Annotated in this window: 15 protein-coding genes and 1 rRNA gene; 8 read left to right on the forward strand and 8 right to left on the reverse strand. The window is 39.6% G+C overall.

Annotation, left to right across the window (positions count from 1 at the left end; translation table 11 throughout):
- Positions 1-105 precede the first annotated feature (105 nt).
- From noc to rpmH, 8 genes are all read right to left on the reverse strand, one after another.
- Positions 106-981 (reverse strand): nucleoid occlusion protein, encoded by an 876-nt coding sequence (gene noc / locus ACP69X_RS04805; protein WP_041089376.1) that lies wholly within the window; start codon positions 979-981, stop codon positions 106-108.
- 105 nt (positions 982-1,086) lie between these two features.
- On the reverse strand, positions 1,087-1,806 hold the full coding sequence (gene rsmG / locus ACP69X_RS04810) for a 16S rRNA (guanine(527)-N(7))-methyltransferase RsmG (protein WP_024424068.1): 720 nt from the start codon (positions 1,804-1,806) through the stop codon (positions 1,087-1,089).
- 13 nt (positions 1,807-1,819) lie between these two features.
- The gene (mnmG, locus tag ACP69X_RS04815) at positions 1,820-3,706 is read right to left on the reverse strand and encodes a tRNA uridine-5-carboxymethylaminomethyl(34) synthesis enzyme MnmG (protein ID WP_041089374.1); all 1,887 of its coding nucleotides are present in this window, start codon (positions 3,704-3,706) and stop codon (positions 1,820-1,822) included.
- 17 nt (positions 3,707-3,723) lie between these two features.
- Complete coding sequence (gene mnmE, locus ACP69X_RS04820; RefSeq protein WP_426052479.1) at positions 3,724-5,103, reverse strand: tRNA uridine-5-carboxymethylaminomethyl(34) synthesis GTPase MnmE; 1,380 nt, start codon at positions 5,101-5,103, stop codon at positions 3,724-3,726.
- 402 nt (positions 5,104-5,505) lie between these two features.
- Entirely contained in the window at positions 5,506-6,129 is a 624-nt protein-coding gene (jag, locus tag ACP69X_RS04825; protein ID WP_426052480.1) for an RNA-binding cell elongation regulator Jag/EloR, read from the reverse strand.
- Positions 6,126-6,908: a YidC family membrane integrase SpoIIIJ gene (spoIIIJ, locus tag ACP69X_RS04830; protein WP_087976621.1), complete on the reverse strand. Its 783-nt coding sequence runs from the start codon at positions 6,906-6,908 to the stop codon at positions 6,126-6,128. The genes jag and spoIIIJ overlap by 4 nt, the downstream gene beginning before the upstream one ends.
- 158 nt (positions 6,909-7,066) lie before the next feature.
- Entirely contained in the window at positions 7,067-7,426 is a 360-nt protein-coding gene (rnpA, locus tag ACP69X_RS04835; RefSeq protein WP_008360906.1) for a ribonuclease P protein component, read from the reverse strand.
- 78 nt (positions 7,427-7,504) lie between these two features.
- Positions 7,505-7,639 (reverse strand): 50S ribosomal protein L34, encoded by a 135-nt coding sequence (gene rpmH, locus ACP69X_RS04840; protein ID WP_073208224.1) that lies wholly within the window; start codon positions 7,637-7,639, stop codon positions 7,505-7,507.
- A gap of 620 nt (positions 7,640-8,259) precedes the next feature.
- Here rpmH and dnaA point away from each other — a divergent pair.
- The 8 genes from dnaA to ACP69X_RS04880 all read left to right on the forward strand — a co-directional run.
- Positions 8,260-9,600 (forward strand): chromosomal replication initiator protein DnaA, encoded by a 1,341-nt coding sequence (gene dnaA / locus ACP69X_RS04845; protein WP_024424073.1) that lies wholly within the window; start codon positions 8,260-8,262, stop codon positions 9,598-9,600.
- A 196-nt stretch (positions 9,601-9,796) separates the two neighbouring features.
- Complete coding sequence (dnaN, locus tag ACP69X_RS04850) at positions 9,797-10,933, forward strand: DNA polymerase III subunit beta (protein ID WP_039175825.1); 1,137 nt, start codon at positions 9,797-9,799, stop codon at positions 10,931-10,933.
- A 150-nt stretch (positions 10,934-11,083) separates the two neighbouring features.
- A complete protein-coding gene (gene yaaA / locus ACP69X_RS04855; RefSeq protein WP_008360916.1) occupies positions 11,084-11,299 on the forward strand; it encodes a S4 domain-containing protein YaaA in 216 nt (71 codons plus the stop codon).
- 16 nt (positions 11,300-11,315) lie between these two features.
- The gene (recF, locus tag ACP69X_RS04860; protein ID WP_411264185.1) at positions 11,316-12,428 is read left to right on the forward strand and encodes a DNA replication/repair protein RecF; all 1,113 of its coding nucleotides are present in this window, start codon (positions 11,316-11,318) and stop codon (positions 12,426-12,428) included.
- A 17-nt stretch (positions 12,429-12,445) separates the two neighbouring features.
- The gene (gene remB, locus ACP69X_RS04865) at positions 12,446-12,691 is read left to right on the forward strand and encodes an extracellular matrix regulator RemB (protein ID WP_039175827.1); all 246 of its coding nucleotides are present in this window, start codon (positions 12,446-12,448) and stop codon (positions 12,689-12,691) included.
- 57 nt (positions 12,692-12,748) lie between these two features.
- Positions 12,749-14,665 (forward strand): DNA topoisomerase (ATP-hydrolyzing) subunit B, encoded by a 1,917-nt coding sequence (gyrB, locus tag ACP69X_RS04870; protein ID WP_041089494.1) that lies wholly within the window; start codon positions 12,749-12,751, stop codon positions 14,663-14,665.
- Positions 14,666-14,897: 232 nt separating this feature from the next.
- On the forward strand, positions 14,898-17,402 hold the full coding sequence (gyrA, locus tag ACP69X_RS04875; protein WP_041089367.1) for a DNA gyrase subunit A: 2,505 nt from the start codon (positions 14,898-14,900) through the stop codon (positions 17,400-17,402).
- 366 nt (positions 17,403-17,768) lie between these two features.
- Positions 17,769-17,890, forward strand: a 16S ribosomal RNA gene (locus ACP69X_RS04880); the annotation flags it as partial.

Genomic DNA, 17,890 nt, shown 5'->3' on the forward strand with positions numbered 1-17,890 from the left:
CACTTCTAAAATCATATTTTACCAATTTATAAATATAATGTATATTGAATGTGTGCTAGAAATAAGACAAAAAAAAGCTGACGAGTGGCGCTCATCAGCTTTTTTCTATTTAGGGATTCGAATCGTTAATTGGATATATTCCTCAAACTCTTCTTCCTCGGTATTTATCTTAAGTCCGCTGTCTTCTACCATGTGGAGAGACTGACGAATGGTATTCATCGCAATTCGTGTATCACGACTAAACGCCTTACGTTTTGGCTTCGGTTTGCGATCTGTTTTTTGTTCAAGCATTTTCACTACACGCTCTTCAGTCTGTTTCACATTCAACTGCTTTTCGATGATTTCCTGCAATAGCGCGATTTGTAATTCTGGAAGCTTTAGAGGCACAAGTGAACGTGCATGCCTTTCAGAGATTTTTTTCTCTAAAATGGCCTGTTGTACCTCTTCAGGCAACTTTAAAAGTCTTAATTTGTTTGCAACAGTTGATTGTCCCTTACCTAAACGCTGAGCAAGAGCCTCTTGTGTTAAATCATGGAGCTCTAAAAGACGTGCATAAGCATGAGCCTCTTCAATAGCAGACAGCTCTTCTCTTTGCAAATTTTCAATCAACGCCACAGATGCCGTTTCCGTATCAGTAAAATCTTTTATAATAGCGGGGATTTTCTCCCATTGAAGAGTCTGTACCGCTCTCCAACGTCTTTCGCCGGCGATCAGTTCATATTTTCCTTCTTCTTCTGTTGGTCTAACAACAATCGGTTGGATAATGCCATGGGTATGAATCGTCGTGGCCAGCTCTTGTATCTTTTCTTCTGAAAAAATGGTGCGTGGCTGAAAACGGTTTGGCATAATTGTGTTGACCGGGAGCTCCTGTATCTCTTCCTTTAATGTATCATGCTCAGCAATCTCTGCCTCTATTTCGGTTTCACGCTCAGGATGTTCTTTGTCACCAAGCCCGAAGAAGCGTGAGAGTGAATGCTTCATGAACCTACACCACCTTTAAAAACTACCTTTTTATAATTCTATTTTCTCATGTTTTTTCCTTCTGTAAAATCATAAATATTGAAGAAAAACCGACCTTTTACATGATCAACCTTCTATTGGTGATTTATTAGGTGTTCCTGGTTTTCTAGGATATTTTTTTGGTGTCTGCTTTTTCTTTTCAATGACAATAATGTTCCGTTCGCTTTCTTCTAAAGGAAGAACAAAGGAATGCTTTTCAACAACCTCTCCTCCGAGGACTGTGACGGCTTTTTTCCCTGCTTGCATTTCTTCATCAGCGGCAGATGCTTTTAAGGCAACAAACAATCCTTCCTTTTTCACTAGAGGCAGACAAAGTTCGCTCAAGACGGATAAACGTGCAACTGCTCTAGCAGTGACAAGATCATAGCTTTCACGCTTTTCCTTACGTTGTCCAAACGTTTCCGCACGATCATGATAAAAAGTAGTATCTTGTAAGTTTAATCCTTTTGCTAATTCATTGAGAAACGTAATTCGTTTCTGAAGAGAATCAACAATGGTCACATGTAAATGAGGGAAACAAATTTTAAGAGGAATGCTTGGAAAACCAGCACCAGCTCCAATATCACAAATCGTCGTCACTTTGTGAAAATCAATAAAAAATGCTGCTGATATTGAATCATAAAAATGCTTTAAATACACTTCTTCCTTTTCAGTAATGGACGTTAAATTCATTTTCTCGTTCCATTCTACAAGCATGCGGAAGTAGGTTTCAAATTGTTCAAGCTGCACAGGAGAAAGAGTGATCCCTTTCTCCTCTAGTGCTGCTGTAAATTGTTCAATGTTCATGCCGACATCCTTTCTATTCTGCTATCTTCGCAATACGCCCCTGCTCTAAATATACTAAAAGGATAGAAATATCAGCAGGGTTAACGCCTGAAATACGAGAAGCCTGTGCAACAGAAAGCGGTCGGACTTCTTTCAGCTTTTGTTTCGCTTCAGTTGCAATCCCTTTGATAGCGTCATAATCAATACGATCAGGAATCTTTTTGTTCTCCATCTTTTTCAGTTTTTCAACTTGCTGGAGTGACTTTTCAATATAACCTTCGTATTTAATTTGAATCTCTACCTGCTCACACACATCAGAAGGAAGCAGTGTTTCAGCAGGAGCTAATTTCACAACAGATTCATAATTCATTTCTGGACGCTTCATCAAATCGCTTGCACGAATGCCGTCCTTCAGCTCACTTCCACCGAGTGAACGAATAAATTCTTGAGTCTCTGCTGTTGGTTTAATGATGACAGAATATAAACGTTTTTTCTCTGCTTCGATGGCTTCTTTTTTCTGCTGGAATGCTTGGAATCTTTCTTCAGAAATTAATCCAATTTGATAGCCAAGTTCGGTTAATCTTAAATCAGCATTGTCATGACGTAGAAGTAGACGATACTCAGCACGTGATGTCAAGAGACGGTATGGTTCATTTGTTCCCTTTGTGACAAGGTCATCGATGAGAACACCGATATATGCATCAGATCGGCTTAAAATGACTTCTTCTTTACCTAATGCTTTTCTTCCTGCATTAATACCTGCCATAATCCCTTGACCTGCTGCTTCCTCATAACCAGACGTACCATTAATTTGGCCAGCTGTATATAATCCAGAAATTTTCTTCGTCTCAAGTGTAGGCCACAATTGAGTAGGTACAATCGCATCATACTCGATGGCATAACCCGCTCTCATCATTTGTACATTCTCGAGTCCTGGGATGGTTGAAAGCATGCGCTGCTGTACATCCTCAGGAAGACTTGTAGACAATCCTTGAACATAAACTTCCTGTGTATTACGACCTTCTGGCTCTAAGAAAATTTGATGTCTCGGTTTATCATTGAAACGCACCACTTTATCTTCGATGGACGGGCAGTATCTAGGGCCAGTTCCTTTAATCATACCTGAATACATTGGAGAACGGTGTAGATTCTCATCAATTATTTGATGAGTCTCTAAACTCGTGTAGGTTAGCCAGCATGGCAGCTGGTCAGTAATATATTCAACCGTTTCATAGGAGAATGCCCGCGGGACATCATCACCTGGTTGAATTTCTGTTTTACTATAGTCAATCGAGTGACTATTCACTCGAGGAGGTGTTCCTGTTTTAAAACGAACCAAATCAAATCCTAGTTCTGCTAAATGATCCGATAATTTAATGGAAGGCTGCTGGTTATTTGGACCACTTGAATATGAAAGGTCTCCTAAAATAATGCGGCCTTTTAAGAAAGTCCCTGTTGTTAATACAACAGACTTCGCACGATAGTTCGCCCCTGTTTGAGTAACAACACCTTTACATTCATCATCTTCTACAATTAAATGATCTACCATACCTTGCAGCATTGTCAGGTTTGGTTCATTTTCCATTGTTTTTTTCATTTCATGCTGATATTGGAACTTATCTGCTTGCGCTCTTAACGCACGGACAGCAGGTCCTTTCCCCGTATTCAGCATGCGCATTTGAATATGCGTCTTATCTATATTTCGTGCCATTTCTCCGCCTAGAGCATCAATTTCTCTGACAACAATCCCTTTTGCGGGGCCGCCTACGGACGGATTACATGGCATAAAAGCAACCATATCGAGGTTGATAGTCAATACAAGTGTTTTGGCGCCCTGTCTTGCAGAAGCAAGAGCAGCCTCAACTCCAGCATGACCGGCACCCACGACGATTACGTCATAATTGCCAGCTTCATAACCCATTTCTTATGTTCCTCCCTTTACTTTCCTAAACAGAATTGAGAGAATAACTGATCAATCAAGCTTTCATGAACAGCATCCCCAATAATTTCACCCAGCTGTTCCCAGCAGCGTGTTAAATCTATTTGAACTATGTCGATCGGTACGTCCATTTCAATTCCTTCAAGAGCATCCTCAATGGATTGTTTAGCTGCCTGAAGGAGGGCAATATGCCTTGTGTTACTTACATACGTTAAATCTCCACTTTCAATTGAACCCGTGAAGAATAGTGATTGAATCGCAATTTCAAGCTCATCAATCCCTTTTTCTTGTAATAATGATGTAGTAACCACCGGACGATCCTTCGCTAACTGCTTGACCTTTTCGATATCAAGCTTAGGCTCAAGATCTGTCTTATTCACGATCACGATGATATCCATGCCTGAGACGGCCTCAAATAGTTTGATATCCTCTACTGACAATTCCTCGCTATAATTGAGCACAAGTAAAATCAGGTCAGCTTCTTTTAAGACCTGTCTAGATCGTTCAACCCCAATGCGCTCAACAATGTCCTCCGTCTCACGTATACCCGCAGTATCGACTAAACGAAGCGGTACACCTCTAACATTTACATATTCCTCAATGACATCTCTCGTTGTTCCAGGAATATCCGTTACAATCGCTTTTGTTTCCTGTACAAGACTATTCAACAAGGAAGACTTCCCAACATTCGGTCTTCCAATAATGACAGTGGATAAGCCCTCGCGAAGTATTTTCCCCTGCTGAGAAGTCGTTAGCAGTGACTCAATTTCCTTTTTCACTGATGTTGCCTTTTCAACTAAGACCCGATGCGTCATTTCTTCAACATCGTCATACTCAGGATAGTCAATATTGACTTCAACATGGGCCAGAGTTTCCAATATCTCGCCGCGAAGTCGTTTAATCAAACCGGAGAGGCGACCCTCCATTTGAGTAATCGCTACATTCATCGCACGATCTGTCTTTGCGCGAATCAAATCCATTACCGCTTCAGCCTGTGAAAGATCAATTCTTCCATTTAAGAAAGCTCGTTTTGTAAACTCACCTGGCTCCGCTAATCTTGCTCCTTCTCTTAAAGCAAGCTGCAATACTTTATTGACCGTTACAATTCCGCCATGGCAGTTAATCTCAATAACGTCTTCTCTCGTAAATGTTTTTGGCGCTCTTAATACTGACACCATGACTTCTTCTATTACTTGCTCAGTGCTAGAATCCACAATATGACCATAATGAATCGTATGAGAATCCACCGATATAAGTTTTTTCTCCTTAGGACCTTTATACATCCGATCAGCAATCTGTACCGCATCAGGCCCGCTTAAACGAATAATCGCAATTGCTCCTTCACCCATCGGCGTAGAAATTGCTGCAATTGTATCCATCACTCATTCACCTCTTTCTCTACTGAATAAACAGTCTGTTATCTATTAAATGGACATTGTCCATCTCTATATCAAAAACGCTTAATCCAAAATTTAAAGATACCATAAATGAAAGCGAAGTGAAAGTATCCCATATCTAATTATCCACAGCTTTGCATCTTATCTATTTTAACACTTAACTTATCCACATGTGAATAACGACGTTTGAAACTTGTCTTCACATCTTACACCTAAATCCAATAAATTTAAACGCCCTGACCCCTTTACTTACTTGTTAAAATGGCGTTTTACACTCATATCTCACACTTAATTTTTAGAAATAAAGGATGAATCATCTATAAAAAGCAATTTTTCAATAAAAAAAAGACTAAAATCCAGCTTTGCTGAATCTTAGCCTTTCTGCTATTTTTTATACAGCACCACAACATGACGCTTGCTGCCTGTATCTTCAGATGCCGTTGCAAGTTCTTTAGAGAATGCAGCAATCGCATCATGAACAATTTTTCGTTCATTCGAAGGCATTGGTTCTAAATGAACCTTTCTCTTCGTTTTTAAAACCCGATTTGCTGTTTTGACGGCATATTGTTCAAGTGCTTCTTGTCGTTTCTTCCTATAATCGCCAATATCAATTGTTATATGATGATATTGATCAGAATAACGATTAAACACTAGCTGTACCAGAGTTTCTAAAGAGTACAATGTTTGGCCTCTTTTTCCAATCATTAATGACGTTTTATCTCCATCAATGTGGAAAGAAATCTTTTTCGGTTCCTGTTTGGAAATAATCTTTGCTTTAGGATCAATAGACTTAACAATTTTATCTAAATACTGTGTAGCTAATTTAAGTGCATTTATCTTTTCTACTAACTTGACCACAGCTTGTCTTTTACCAAATAACCCTAAAAACCCTTTATTTCCTTCATCTACTATTTTGATTTCTACTTCTTCTTGTAGTAGCTGAATTTGTTTAAGTCCGGAATCTACTGCTTCTTCGATTGTGCGACCGACAGCAGTTATTTCCTTCATTTTTTATTCCCGCCAGCTTTTTCTTTTGTATCTACTTTTACTTGAGGTGTTTTAATCACCAATGTTTGAATGATCATGAAAATGTTACCTACAACCCAGTACAATGAAAGTGCTGCTGGGAAACTAATTGCAAACACAACGATCATAATCGGCATCACCCATAACATGATAGCCATTTGAGGGTTGTCCGAAGGATTTCCAGCCATCATCAGCTTTTGCTGAATGAAAGTAGCTACACCCGCAATAATCGGTAATAGGAACAATGGATCTGGGCTACCTAAGTCAAACCATAAGAATGTATGCTTTTTAATTTCTGCTGTTCTCATAATTGCATGATAGAAACCAATAAGGATTGGCATTTGAATTAAAATTGGGAAACAGCCTGCTAACGGATTGACGCCATTTTTTTGAAAAAGGGCCATTGTTTCCTGCTGAAGCTGCTGCTGTGTTTTTTGATCTTTAGAGCTGTATTTTTCACGAAGCTTTTTCAATTCAGGTTGTAATGCTTGCATCGCTTTTGTACTTCTTAACTGTTTAATCATTAATGGTAAAATAAGCAAGCGGATTAGCAGTGTCACAATAATAATCGCTACACCATAGTTTTCACCAGTTAAGTTTGCCATGTACGTGATTAATTGAGATAGCGGGTAAACAATATAAGAATTCCAGAATCCCTTACTATCTGATGTAATTGGTTCATTGATCTGTGTACATCCTGCCAATAAAACCAATACGCCAATCAAGCTAAATATTAGTAATAATCGCCTTTTCAACAAGATTCCTCCCATTACTTCAAACTTTATTTAAGTTGGAATTGATTACGAAAGTGACTTACCTAATCAGTATGGTAACATTTTTTCTTTGCAAAGTGGTGGTTTCATTTTAATTCACTAGATGAAGGAAGCGCTTTTAAAAATTGATTCAACGAAAGTTTCTATTACGAAGACTTTTTCGGTTGTTGTTGATAAACAGCGGATTTTCTAAATAAATGTTGGAGAGACTTCTTTGTTTCTTCAAAGGTCAATTCACTCGCTGGTTTTCGTGCAATGACTATGTAGTCTTTTTCTTGCTTTAACTTATGACCTTCCTCTAAAAACACCTGACGGATCAGTCGTTTAATTCGGTTTCTTATCACTGCATTACCAATCTTCTTACTGACAGACAATCCTAAACGCAGTTCATCTTGATTTGGCTGATCCAGCTGGTAAATAACGAATTGGCGATTTGCCATTGATTGACCTTTTTTGAACACCTTTTGAAACTCTTCATTTTTTTTTAGCCTGTTTCGCTTCTTCATGTTTTCTTCCACTCCGATAAAAACTGACAGTTCATTTACGATTTTATGTAAAAAAGACCACTGACATTATTCAGTGGCCTAAGCTGATAATTTTTTTCTACCTTTGCTGCGGCGTCGCTTTAAAACTAGACGTCCGTTTTTAGTACTCATACGGCTGCGGAAGCCATGAACTTTACTACGCTTACGGTTATTTGGTTGAAACGTTCTTTTCATTTATGACACCTCCCTGAGGAATAGCTGTTTAAGACAGTCTAACTCATTATATTTGTGTAACCCATCGATTGTCAATATCAATGATAAAACTCTTATTATCAACCTTATAAGCATAACATAAGTTATCAAACGAAGAAACCTTCTTTTTTAGTTTCCAGCATTTTATTCTTTTTTTCCTCCTAAAAGACCTTCAAAACATGGATGTGGATATTTTTCCGGCATATTTAGACTATCCACACCCATTATCGACATTTTTTTCACACAAATAACCGATGTGGATAATTATTTTTCAACAGGATGTAAAGTGTGTGGATAAGTTTGTGACACCCATTGCACCATCTTGTTTATTTTGATATTATATTTGTGTTTTAACTCTTAATTACTTATCTGGCCCATTTATATTATCCACAAATTGTGGATAACCTGTGGAAAGTTATTACACAGCCTGTTGAATTGTTTATCCACAGCTTGTGTAATTTGTCGAAAAGACGTTTTTCTACTATATTAATTGTTTTCAACAATGTATGTGCACGAATGGTGATGACCATTTGCTCTTTTTCGTGTTCTATAACAGTTTGATACTGGTCATTTTAAAAAGAAAAGGAGGGGGGAGAAGCCTTATGGAAAATATTTTGGATCTGTGGAATAAAGCACTTCAAAAAATAGAGACAAAATTGAGCAAACCCAGTTTTGAGACATGGATGAAATCGACAAAAGCCCATTCTCTTCAGGGAGATACGCTTACAATTACGGCACCAAATGAATTTGCTAGAGATTGGCTCGAGTCAAGATATCTTCACTTAATTGCTGATACCATCTATGAACTAACAGGTGAAGAGCTCAGCATTAAATTTATTATTCCTCAAAATCAGGACGAAGAGGAAGCCATGCCAAAGTCTCCAATCAAAAAAATGTCTAAAGAAGAGCCCGTTGACATTCCACAAAATATGCTGAATCCAAAATATACATTTGATACTTTTGTTATTGGTTCAGGCAACCGTTTTGCTCATGCCGCTTCACTTGCAGTCGCGGAAGCACCAGCAAAAGCATATAACCCGCTTTTTATTTATGGGGGCGTTGGTTTAGGAAAGACTCACTTGATGCATGCGATTGGTCATTATGTGATCGACCATAATCCATCAGCCAAAGTGGTCTATCTATCATCTGAAAAATTTACTAATGAATTTATCAACTCAATCCGAGATAACAAAGCTGTCGACTTCCGTAACCGTTATCGGAATGTAGACGTGCTTTTGATAGATGATATTCAATTTTTAGCAGGAAAAGAACAAACTCAAGAAGAGTTTTTCCATACATTCAACACACTTCACGAAGAAAGTAAGCAAATCGTCATTTCTAGTGACCGGCCTCCGAAAGAAATTCCGACACTTGAAGACAGATTGCGCTCTCGATTTGAATGGGGGTTAATCACAGACATTACCCCGCCAGATCTAGAAACACGTATCGCAATTCTGCGCAAAAAAGCAAAAGCAGAAGGCTTAGATATTCCAAATGAAGTCATGCTTTACATTGCCAATCAAATCGACAGCAATATTCGTGAGCTGGAGGGTGCTTTGATTCGTGTCGTTGCTTACTCATCTTTAATTAATAAAGACATTAATGCAGATCTAGCAGCTGAGGCACTAAAGGACATCATTCCTTCATCGAAGCCAAAGGTCATTACAATTAAAGATATTCAGAGAATTGTAGGGCAGCAATTTAATATTCGATTAGAGGATTTCAAAGCGAAGAAACGTACGAAGTCAGTTGCTTATCCAAGACAAATTGCCATGTACCTCTCTAGAGAAATGACCGATTCCTCTCTTCCTAAAATCGGAGAAGAATTTGGCGGCCGTGATCATACGACTGTCATTCATGCTCATGAGAAGATTTCGAAATTAATCGTTGAAGATGAACAGCTTCAGCAGCATGTCAAAGAGATCAAAGAACAATTAAAATAACCAAGCTGATATAATGAGTACGGGAAAATGTGAATAACTAGAGCATAGTCATACACAGTCTGTCCACATGTGGATAGGCTGTCTTTCCTTTCTTTTTCTCGACTTATCCACATATTCACAAGCCCTACTATTACTTCTACGATTTTTATTAATAAAATATATATACATGTCATTAAGAAAATTTAGGAGGACCACTATGAAATTCACGATTCAAAAAGATCGTCTTGTCCAAAGTGTCCAAGATGTATTAAAGGCCGTATCCTCTAGAACAACGATTCCTATTTTGACAGGGATTAAAATTGTTGCGTCTGATGAAGGGGTTTCTCTAACAGGAAGCGATTCTGATATCTCAATTGAATCTTTCATTCCTCAAAGAGATGGAGATTTAGAGGTTATCACCATCGATCGTCCGGGAAGTATCGTGCTTCAAGCCCGCTTCTTTAGTGAAATTGTAAAGAAACTACCTATGGCTACTGTCGAAATTGAAGTAGAACAAAATCACCTGACCATCATCCGCTCTGGTTCAGCAGAATTTAACTTAAACGGCTTAGATGCTGAAGAATATCCGCATCTTCCACAAATTGAAGAGCATCATGCATTTCAAATTCCGACAGATCTGCTTAAAAACTTGATTCGTCAAACTGTTTTTGCAGTGTCCACCTCAGAAACACGACCTATCTTGACAGGTGTAAACTGGAAAGTTGAAAAAGGTGAATTAATATGCACGGCGACGGATAGCCACCGTCTTGCTTTAAGAAAAGCGAAGTTAGATATTAACGAGGAAAGTTCGTATAATGTCGTCATTCCAGGGAAGAGTTTAACAGAGCTAAGTAAAATTCTTGATGATGGACAAGATCTTGTAAGCATCGTCATTACAGAAACACAAGTTCTTTTTAAAGCACAAAACGTCCTGTTCTTCTCAAGATTGCTGGATGGTAATTATCCAGATACAGCTCGTCTGATCCCGCAAGAAAGTAAAACGGATGTCGTAGTCAACACGAAAGAGTTCCTTCAAGCCATTGATCGTGCATCACTTTTGGCAAGAGAAGGACGTAATAATGTCGTGAAACTGTCAGCTGATCCTGAACAAAGCCTTGAAATCTCTTCTAATTCGCCTGAGATCGGTAAAGTGGTGGAGACGGTTCAAGCAGATGATATTAAAGGGGAAGATCTTAAAATCTCCTTCAGTCCAAAATATATGCTGGATGCGTTAAAAGTATTAGAGGGAACCGACATTCATGTAAGCTTCACTGGTGCAATGAGACCGTTCCTGCTGCGTACGCCGAATGATGATTCTATCTTGCAATTGATTCTTCCGGTAAGAACGTATTAATTCAATCTAAAATGGCTGCTGTGTGAGTGCACAGCAGCTTTTCTTCTCATTTTCCATGCTTTCTTTCATCCCAGTTCGCTTTCCCCCTTTCCTTCTTGTCTTGTTTTTTAGTACAATTAGATATTAGTGATATTGAAAGAGGTCGATACAATGCCTAATCTTATAACCATTGAAACAGAAATGATTACATTAGGGCAGTTTTTGAAATTAGCCGAAGTCATCCAATCTGGCGGAATGGCGAAATGGTTTTTAAGTGAACATGAGGTGTTCATTAATCAAGAGCCAGATAATAGACGGGGACGCAAACTATACCCAGGAGATGTTGTCGAGATTGAAGGTTACGGCACATTTCAAGTTGTGAATTAGAAACGGGTGACAATACATGTACATTCAAAGTCTGGCGTTAACTTCATACCGAAATTATGAACACACCGAGCTTCAATTCGACAATAAGGTGAATGTCATGATCGGTGAGAATGCCCAAGGTAAAACGAACTTGATGGAAGCGATCTATGTATTGTCGATGGCAAAGTCTCATCGTACGTCAAATGATAAAGAACTTATCCGATGGGACCAAGACTATGCTAAAATAGAAGGTAGAGTCATTAAAAAAAATGGTCCACTCCCAATGCAGCTCGTGATCTCAAAAAAAGGGAAAAAGGGTAAGGTCAATCACATTGAACAACAGAAGCTCAGTCATTATGTTGGTGCGTTAAACACCATCATGTTTGCGCCAGAGGACTTAAGTCTTGTGAAGGGCAGCCCGCAAATCCGCAGAAGATTCCTCGACATGGAGATTGGACAAGTTTCTGCTGTCTACTTGCATGATTTATCGCTCTATCAAAAAATCCTCTCTCAGCGTAATCATTACTTGAAACAATTGCAGACAAGAAAGCAAACGGATCAAGCGATGCTGGAGATTTTAACAGAGCAGTTGATTGATGCGGCAACGAAAGTTGTCAAAAGACGACTGACTTTTACGAAACAGCTCGAAAAATGGGCGCAGCCGCTGCATTTTGGGATTTCTAGAGAGCTAGAAACACTCACGCTCCAATACCAGACGGCAATAGAGGTATCAGAAGCGTCAGACTTGTCGAAAATAAAGAATAGCTATGAAGAATCGTTTCAGAAACTAAGAGAGAGAGAAATTGACCGAGGGGTGACACTGTGGGGACCTCACAGAGATGATCTGCTTTTCTTTGTAAATGGTCGGGATGTTCAGACATATGGCTCTCAAGGGCAGCAAAGAACAACAGCTCTTTCACTAAAGCTGGCAGAAATTGATCTGATACATGAAGAAATCGGAGAATATCCTATTCTTCTACTTGATGATGTTTTATCTGAACTTGATGATTACAGACAGTCTCATTTGCTCCATACCATTCAGGGACGTGTCCAGACCTTCGTCACCACAACAAGTGTTGAAGGTATCGATCACGCCACCCTGAAGGAAGCGGAAATTTTCAGAGTAGCCAGTGGAAAAGTAATTGACTGATAAATGAGGTGTGAGTCTTGTATATTCATTTAGGTGATGATTGTGTTGTTTCTACACGAGAGATTGTCGCAATTGTTGATTACAAAATGAGGTCGTCTTCTGTTGTAGAAGAGTTTCTACAAAAACAAGAGAAACAAATCATTTCGTTATCCCAAGGGACACCCAAATCCATTGTCGTCACAACTGAATCTGTTTATTACTCTCCTCTTTCCTCAAGCACGCTCAAAAAACGTGCTTCGTTTGTGATTGAAATTGAAGTCTAAAAGCTCAATTCATATAAATATATCGTTTAAGAAAAGTGTAGGTGAATGTACGTGGCAATGGAACAGCAACATAATAGTTATGATGAAAATCAGATACAGGTGCTTGAAGGACTAGAAGCTGTTAGAAAACGTCCAGGAATGTACATTGGGTCAACCAATGCAAAAGGACTTCACCATCTTGTATGGGAAATTGTCGACAACAGTATTGATGAGGCATTAGCTGGTTATTGTACAGACATTACAGTGCAAATTGAAAAAGATAATAGCATTACAGTAAAAGATAATGGCCGCGGGATTCCTGTTGGAATTCATGAGAAAATGGGGCGTCCTGCCGTAGAGGTCATTATGACTGTTCTTCACGCTGGCGGTAAATTCGACGGCAGCGGTTATAAAGTATCAGGCGGTCTACATGGTGTAGGGGCATCTGTTGTAAATGCATTATCTACTACCTTAGACGTGACTGTATACCGTGACGGAAAAATTCATTATCAGCAATTCAAACGCGGCGTTCCAGTGGGAGATTTAGAGGTTATTGGTGAAACAGATGTAACCGGGACAACCACTCACTTTGTGCCAGACCCGGAAATTTTCACGGAAACCATTGAATTTGATTACGATACACTTGCCAACCGTGTTCGTGAGTTGGCTTTCTTAACAAAAGGTGTAAACATCATCATTGAAGACTTGCGTGAAGGAAAAGAGCGGAGAAATGAATACTGCTACGAAGGCGGTATTAAGAGTTATGTAGAACATTTAAACCGCTCAAAAGAAGTCGTTCACGAAGAACCTGTTTATATCGAAGGTGAGAAAGACGGAATCACGGTGGAAGTGGCATTACAATACAACGATTCCTATACAAGCAATATCTATTCCTTCGCCAACAATATCAACACGTATGAAGGCGGAACACACGAAGCTGGCTTTAAAACCGGTCTAACGCGTGTCATCAATGATTATGCTCGTAAAAATGGCGTATTCAAAGATGGGGATTCGAATTTGAGCGGTGAAGATGTGCGAGAAGGCTTAACAGCCATTATCTCCATCAAACATCCAGACCCTCAATTCGAAGGACAAACGAAGACAAAGCTTGGGAACTCAGAAGCCAGAACCATCACTGACTCCCTTTTCTCTGAAGCACTTGAGAAATTCTTGCTTGAAAATCCTGATTCTGCGAAAAAAATTGTGGAAAAGGGACTGATGGCGGCTCGTGCAAGAATGGCTGCCAAAAAGGCTCGTGAGCTGACAAGACGTAAAAGTGCGCTGGAAGTCTCCAGCTTACCTGGGAAACTTGCGGACTGTTCTTCAAAAGATCCATCCATCTCTGAGCTCTATATTGTAGAGGGAGATTCTGCGGGCGGATCTGCTAAGCAAGGCCGTGATCGTCACTTCCAAGCGATCTTACCGTTAAGAGGAAAGATCCTAAACGTAGAAAAAGCTCGTTTAGATAAAATTTTATCGAACAACGAAGTTCGTGCAATGATTACAGCGTTAGGAACTGGAATCGGAGAAGACTTCACTTTAGAGAAAGCACGCTATCACAAAGTTGTGATCATGACAGATGCCGATGTAGATGGAGCGCATATCCGAACGCTTCTCTTAACATTCTTCTATCGTTACATGCGTCAAATCATTGAAAACGGTTATGTGTATATTGCACAGCCGCCTTTATATAAAGTGCAGCAAGGAAAACGTGTGGAGTATGTGTATAACGATAAACAGCTGGATGAGCTGTTGAAATCACTGCCTCAAACACCAAAGCCTGGACTTCAGCGTTATAAAGGTCTTGGAGAGATGAATGCGACTCAGCTTTGGGAAACAACAATGGATCCTGGAGCAAGAACACTTCTTCAAGTCACACTTGAGGATGCAATGGATGCTGATGAGACATTTGAAATGCTGATGGGAGATAAAGTAGAGCCGAGACGGAACTTTATCGAAGAAAATGCACAATACGTGAAAAACCTTGATATTTAGATGAATCCCTCCTGAGAACAACCTTATTTCTTGTTTGGAATAAGGTTGTTTTTCAAGAAATAGGTGTGTAAAACGAATGTCCTGGTTTTCCGTGTTTTCGTTGATTTTCTAGTAAATTAATGTGTATAAAGCCGAGATTATTGATATAATGGAGAATAGTCTTGTGAAGATAAATACATATTTTACTCCCACATAATTTATTTCATGTGATACGTAAAGGGAGGTTCTTATAGTGAGTGAACAACATACACCAAATGTACGTGAAGTGAATATTAGTCAAGAAATGCGTACGTCCTTTTTAGATTATGCAATGAGTGTTATTGTTTCGCGTGCATTACCAGATGTGCGAGACGGATTGAAGCCCGTGCATCGAAGAATTTTGTATGCGATGAATGACCTAGGTATGACAAGTGATAAACCATTTAAGAAATCTGCACGTATCGTTGGGGAAGTTATCGGTAAGTACCACCCTCACGGTGACAGCGCTGTATACGAAGCGATGGTTCGTATGGCGCAAGACTTCAACTATCGAAATATGCTAGTTGAAGGACACGGGAACTTTGGTTCTGTCGATGGAGACAGTGCAGCAGCGATGCGTTATACTGAGGCGCGTCTATCAAAAATCTCAATGGAGATCCTGCGTGATATCACCAAGGACACGATTGATTATCAAGATAACTACGATGGCAGTGAAAGAGAACCAATCGTTATGCCTGCTCGATTCCCGAACTTATTAGTCAACGGGGCAACAGGTATCGCTGTAGGAATGGCAACCAACATTCCGCCTCACCAACTAGGTGAAGTGATTGACGGGGTACTGGCGATTAGTCAAAACCCAGAAATGACAACACAGGAACTAATGGATATCATTCCAGGACCAGACTTCCCAACTGCGGGACAAATCATAGGCCGAAGTGGAATTCGCAAAGCATATGAAACAGGCCGAGGCTCTATTACATTACGTGCAAAGTCTATCATCGAAGAAACATCCAGCGGTAAGCAGCGGATTGTCATCAATGAAATTCCATATCAGGTCAACAAAGCCCGTTTGATTGAAAAAATTGCTGATCTTGTGCGCGATAAAAAGATTGATGGCATTACAGATCTGCGTGACGAGTCTGATCGTAATGGTATGCGGATTGTAATTGAACTGCGAAGAGACGCGAACGCCCACGTTCTATTAAACAATCTTTATAAACAAACGACACTCCAAACGTCATTTGGGATCAACTTATTGGCACTAGTTGATGGACAGCCGAAAGTCTTGTCCCTCAAACAATGTCTTGAATATTATCTAGAGCATCAAAAAGTGATCATTCGCAGAAGAACAGCATATGAACTTCGTAAAGCTGAAGCAAGAGCTCATATTCTAGAAGGTTTGAGAATCGCTCTTGACCACTTAGATGAAGTCATTGCATTAATTAGAAGCTCTCAAACTGCTGAAATTGCGAGAAATGGCTTAATGGAGAACTATAGCTTGTCCGAAAAACAAGCACAGGCCATTCTTGATATGCGTCTTCAGCGCTTAACTGGTTTGGAAAGAGAAAAGATAGAAGAAGAATACAAAGGACTTGTTGATTTGATTGCTGAGTTGAAAGCCATTTTAGCAGACAATGAGAAAGTTCTTGAAATCATTAGAGAAGAATTAACAGAAATCAAAGAACGTTTCAATGATACGCGCCGTACTGAAATTGTGACGGCAGGTATTGAAACAATTGAAGACGAAGATTTGATCCCTGTTGAGAATATTGTGATTACGCTGACTCATAATGGTTATATCAAGCGTCTGCCTGCATCAACCTACCGCAGCCAAAAAAGAGGCGGTAAAGGTGTTCAGGGCATGGGAACCAATGAGGATGATTTCGTAGAACAGCTGATTTCAACATCTACCCATGATACGATCCTTTTCTTCTCTAATAAAGGGAAGGTCTATCGTGCGAAGGGATATGAAATTCCTGAATTCGGACGAACGGCGAAAGGGATTCCAATTATTAACCTGCTTGAAGTAGAAAAGGGAGAGTGGATTAATGCCATTATTCCAGTAAGCGAATTTGATGAAGATTCGTATCTCTTCTTTACAACAAGACACGGTGTATCAAAACGAACATCATTATCTCAGTTTGCCAACATTCGAAACAATGGACTTATCGCATTAAGTCTTCGTGACGAAGATGAACTGATGGCTGTCCGTTTAACCAATGGAGAAAAACAAATCATCATTGGTACGAAAAAAGGTATGCTGATTCGTTTCGACGAGACAGACGTTCGTGAAATGGGACGAACGGCAGCTGGCGTGAAAGGAATTACGCTTTCTGAAGATGACATCGTCGTTGGGATGGAAATCCTTGAGCCAGATGCAAACGTATTGATCGTAACCGAAAAAGGGTATGGTAAGTTAACACCTGAAAAAGAATACCGTGTTCAAAGTCGGGGCGGTAAAGGTCTTAAAACATGTAAAATCACTGACAACAATGGTCCGCTTGTCGCAGTGAAGGCAACGAATGCTGAAGCTGAAGAGGACTTGATGATTATTACAGGAAGCGGCGTGATCATTCGTATGGCCGTTTCAGACATTTCAACAACAGGTAGAGTCACTCAAGGTGTCCGCCTGATTCGTCTTGGTGATGATGAACATGTTGCTACAGTGGCATTAGTTGAACAATCACAAGAAGATGATGAAGAGAATAGTGAAGAAAACGTAGAAACTATAGAGTCAGATCAAGAGCAATCTGAGTAAAAATAAAGCCGGTTCTTCACCGGCTTTATTTTTTTCTAAAAAAACATGAGTTTTTTTGAAATTTATAATGCTTTTTTCATAGATTTGTGTTAATCTTTCAAAGGAGCAAAAAGAGGCTCTATTTTTTATCTCTTCTACAGTGGAAACTTCTTAAAAAAATAAAATGTTTTTCAAGAAAAATGTTGACTGTTGATAGAGATATATGATATATTTAAGTGGTCGCTTTGAGAGAGTGACACACAAGTTCTTTGAAAACTAAACAAGACAAAACGTACCTGTTAATTCGAGTTTTTATAAAAAAATCCTATGATGCTTCATAGGTAGTCAGTCAAACGCTGACGAAAAGCAAAACTTCGGTTTTGTACTTTTTCGGAGAGTTTGATCCTGGCTCAGGACGAACGCTGGCGGCGTGCCTAATACATGCAAGTCGAGCGGACAGAAGGGAGCTTGCTCCCGGATGTTAGCGGCGGACGGGTGAGTAACACGTG

The organism is Bacillus sp. DC4300-2b2, assembly GCF_049895685.1.
In the GTDB taxonomy this organism is placed as follows: domain Bacteria; phylum Bacillota; class Bacilli; order Bacillales; family Bacillaceae; genus Bacillus; species Bacillus safensis.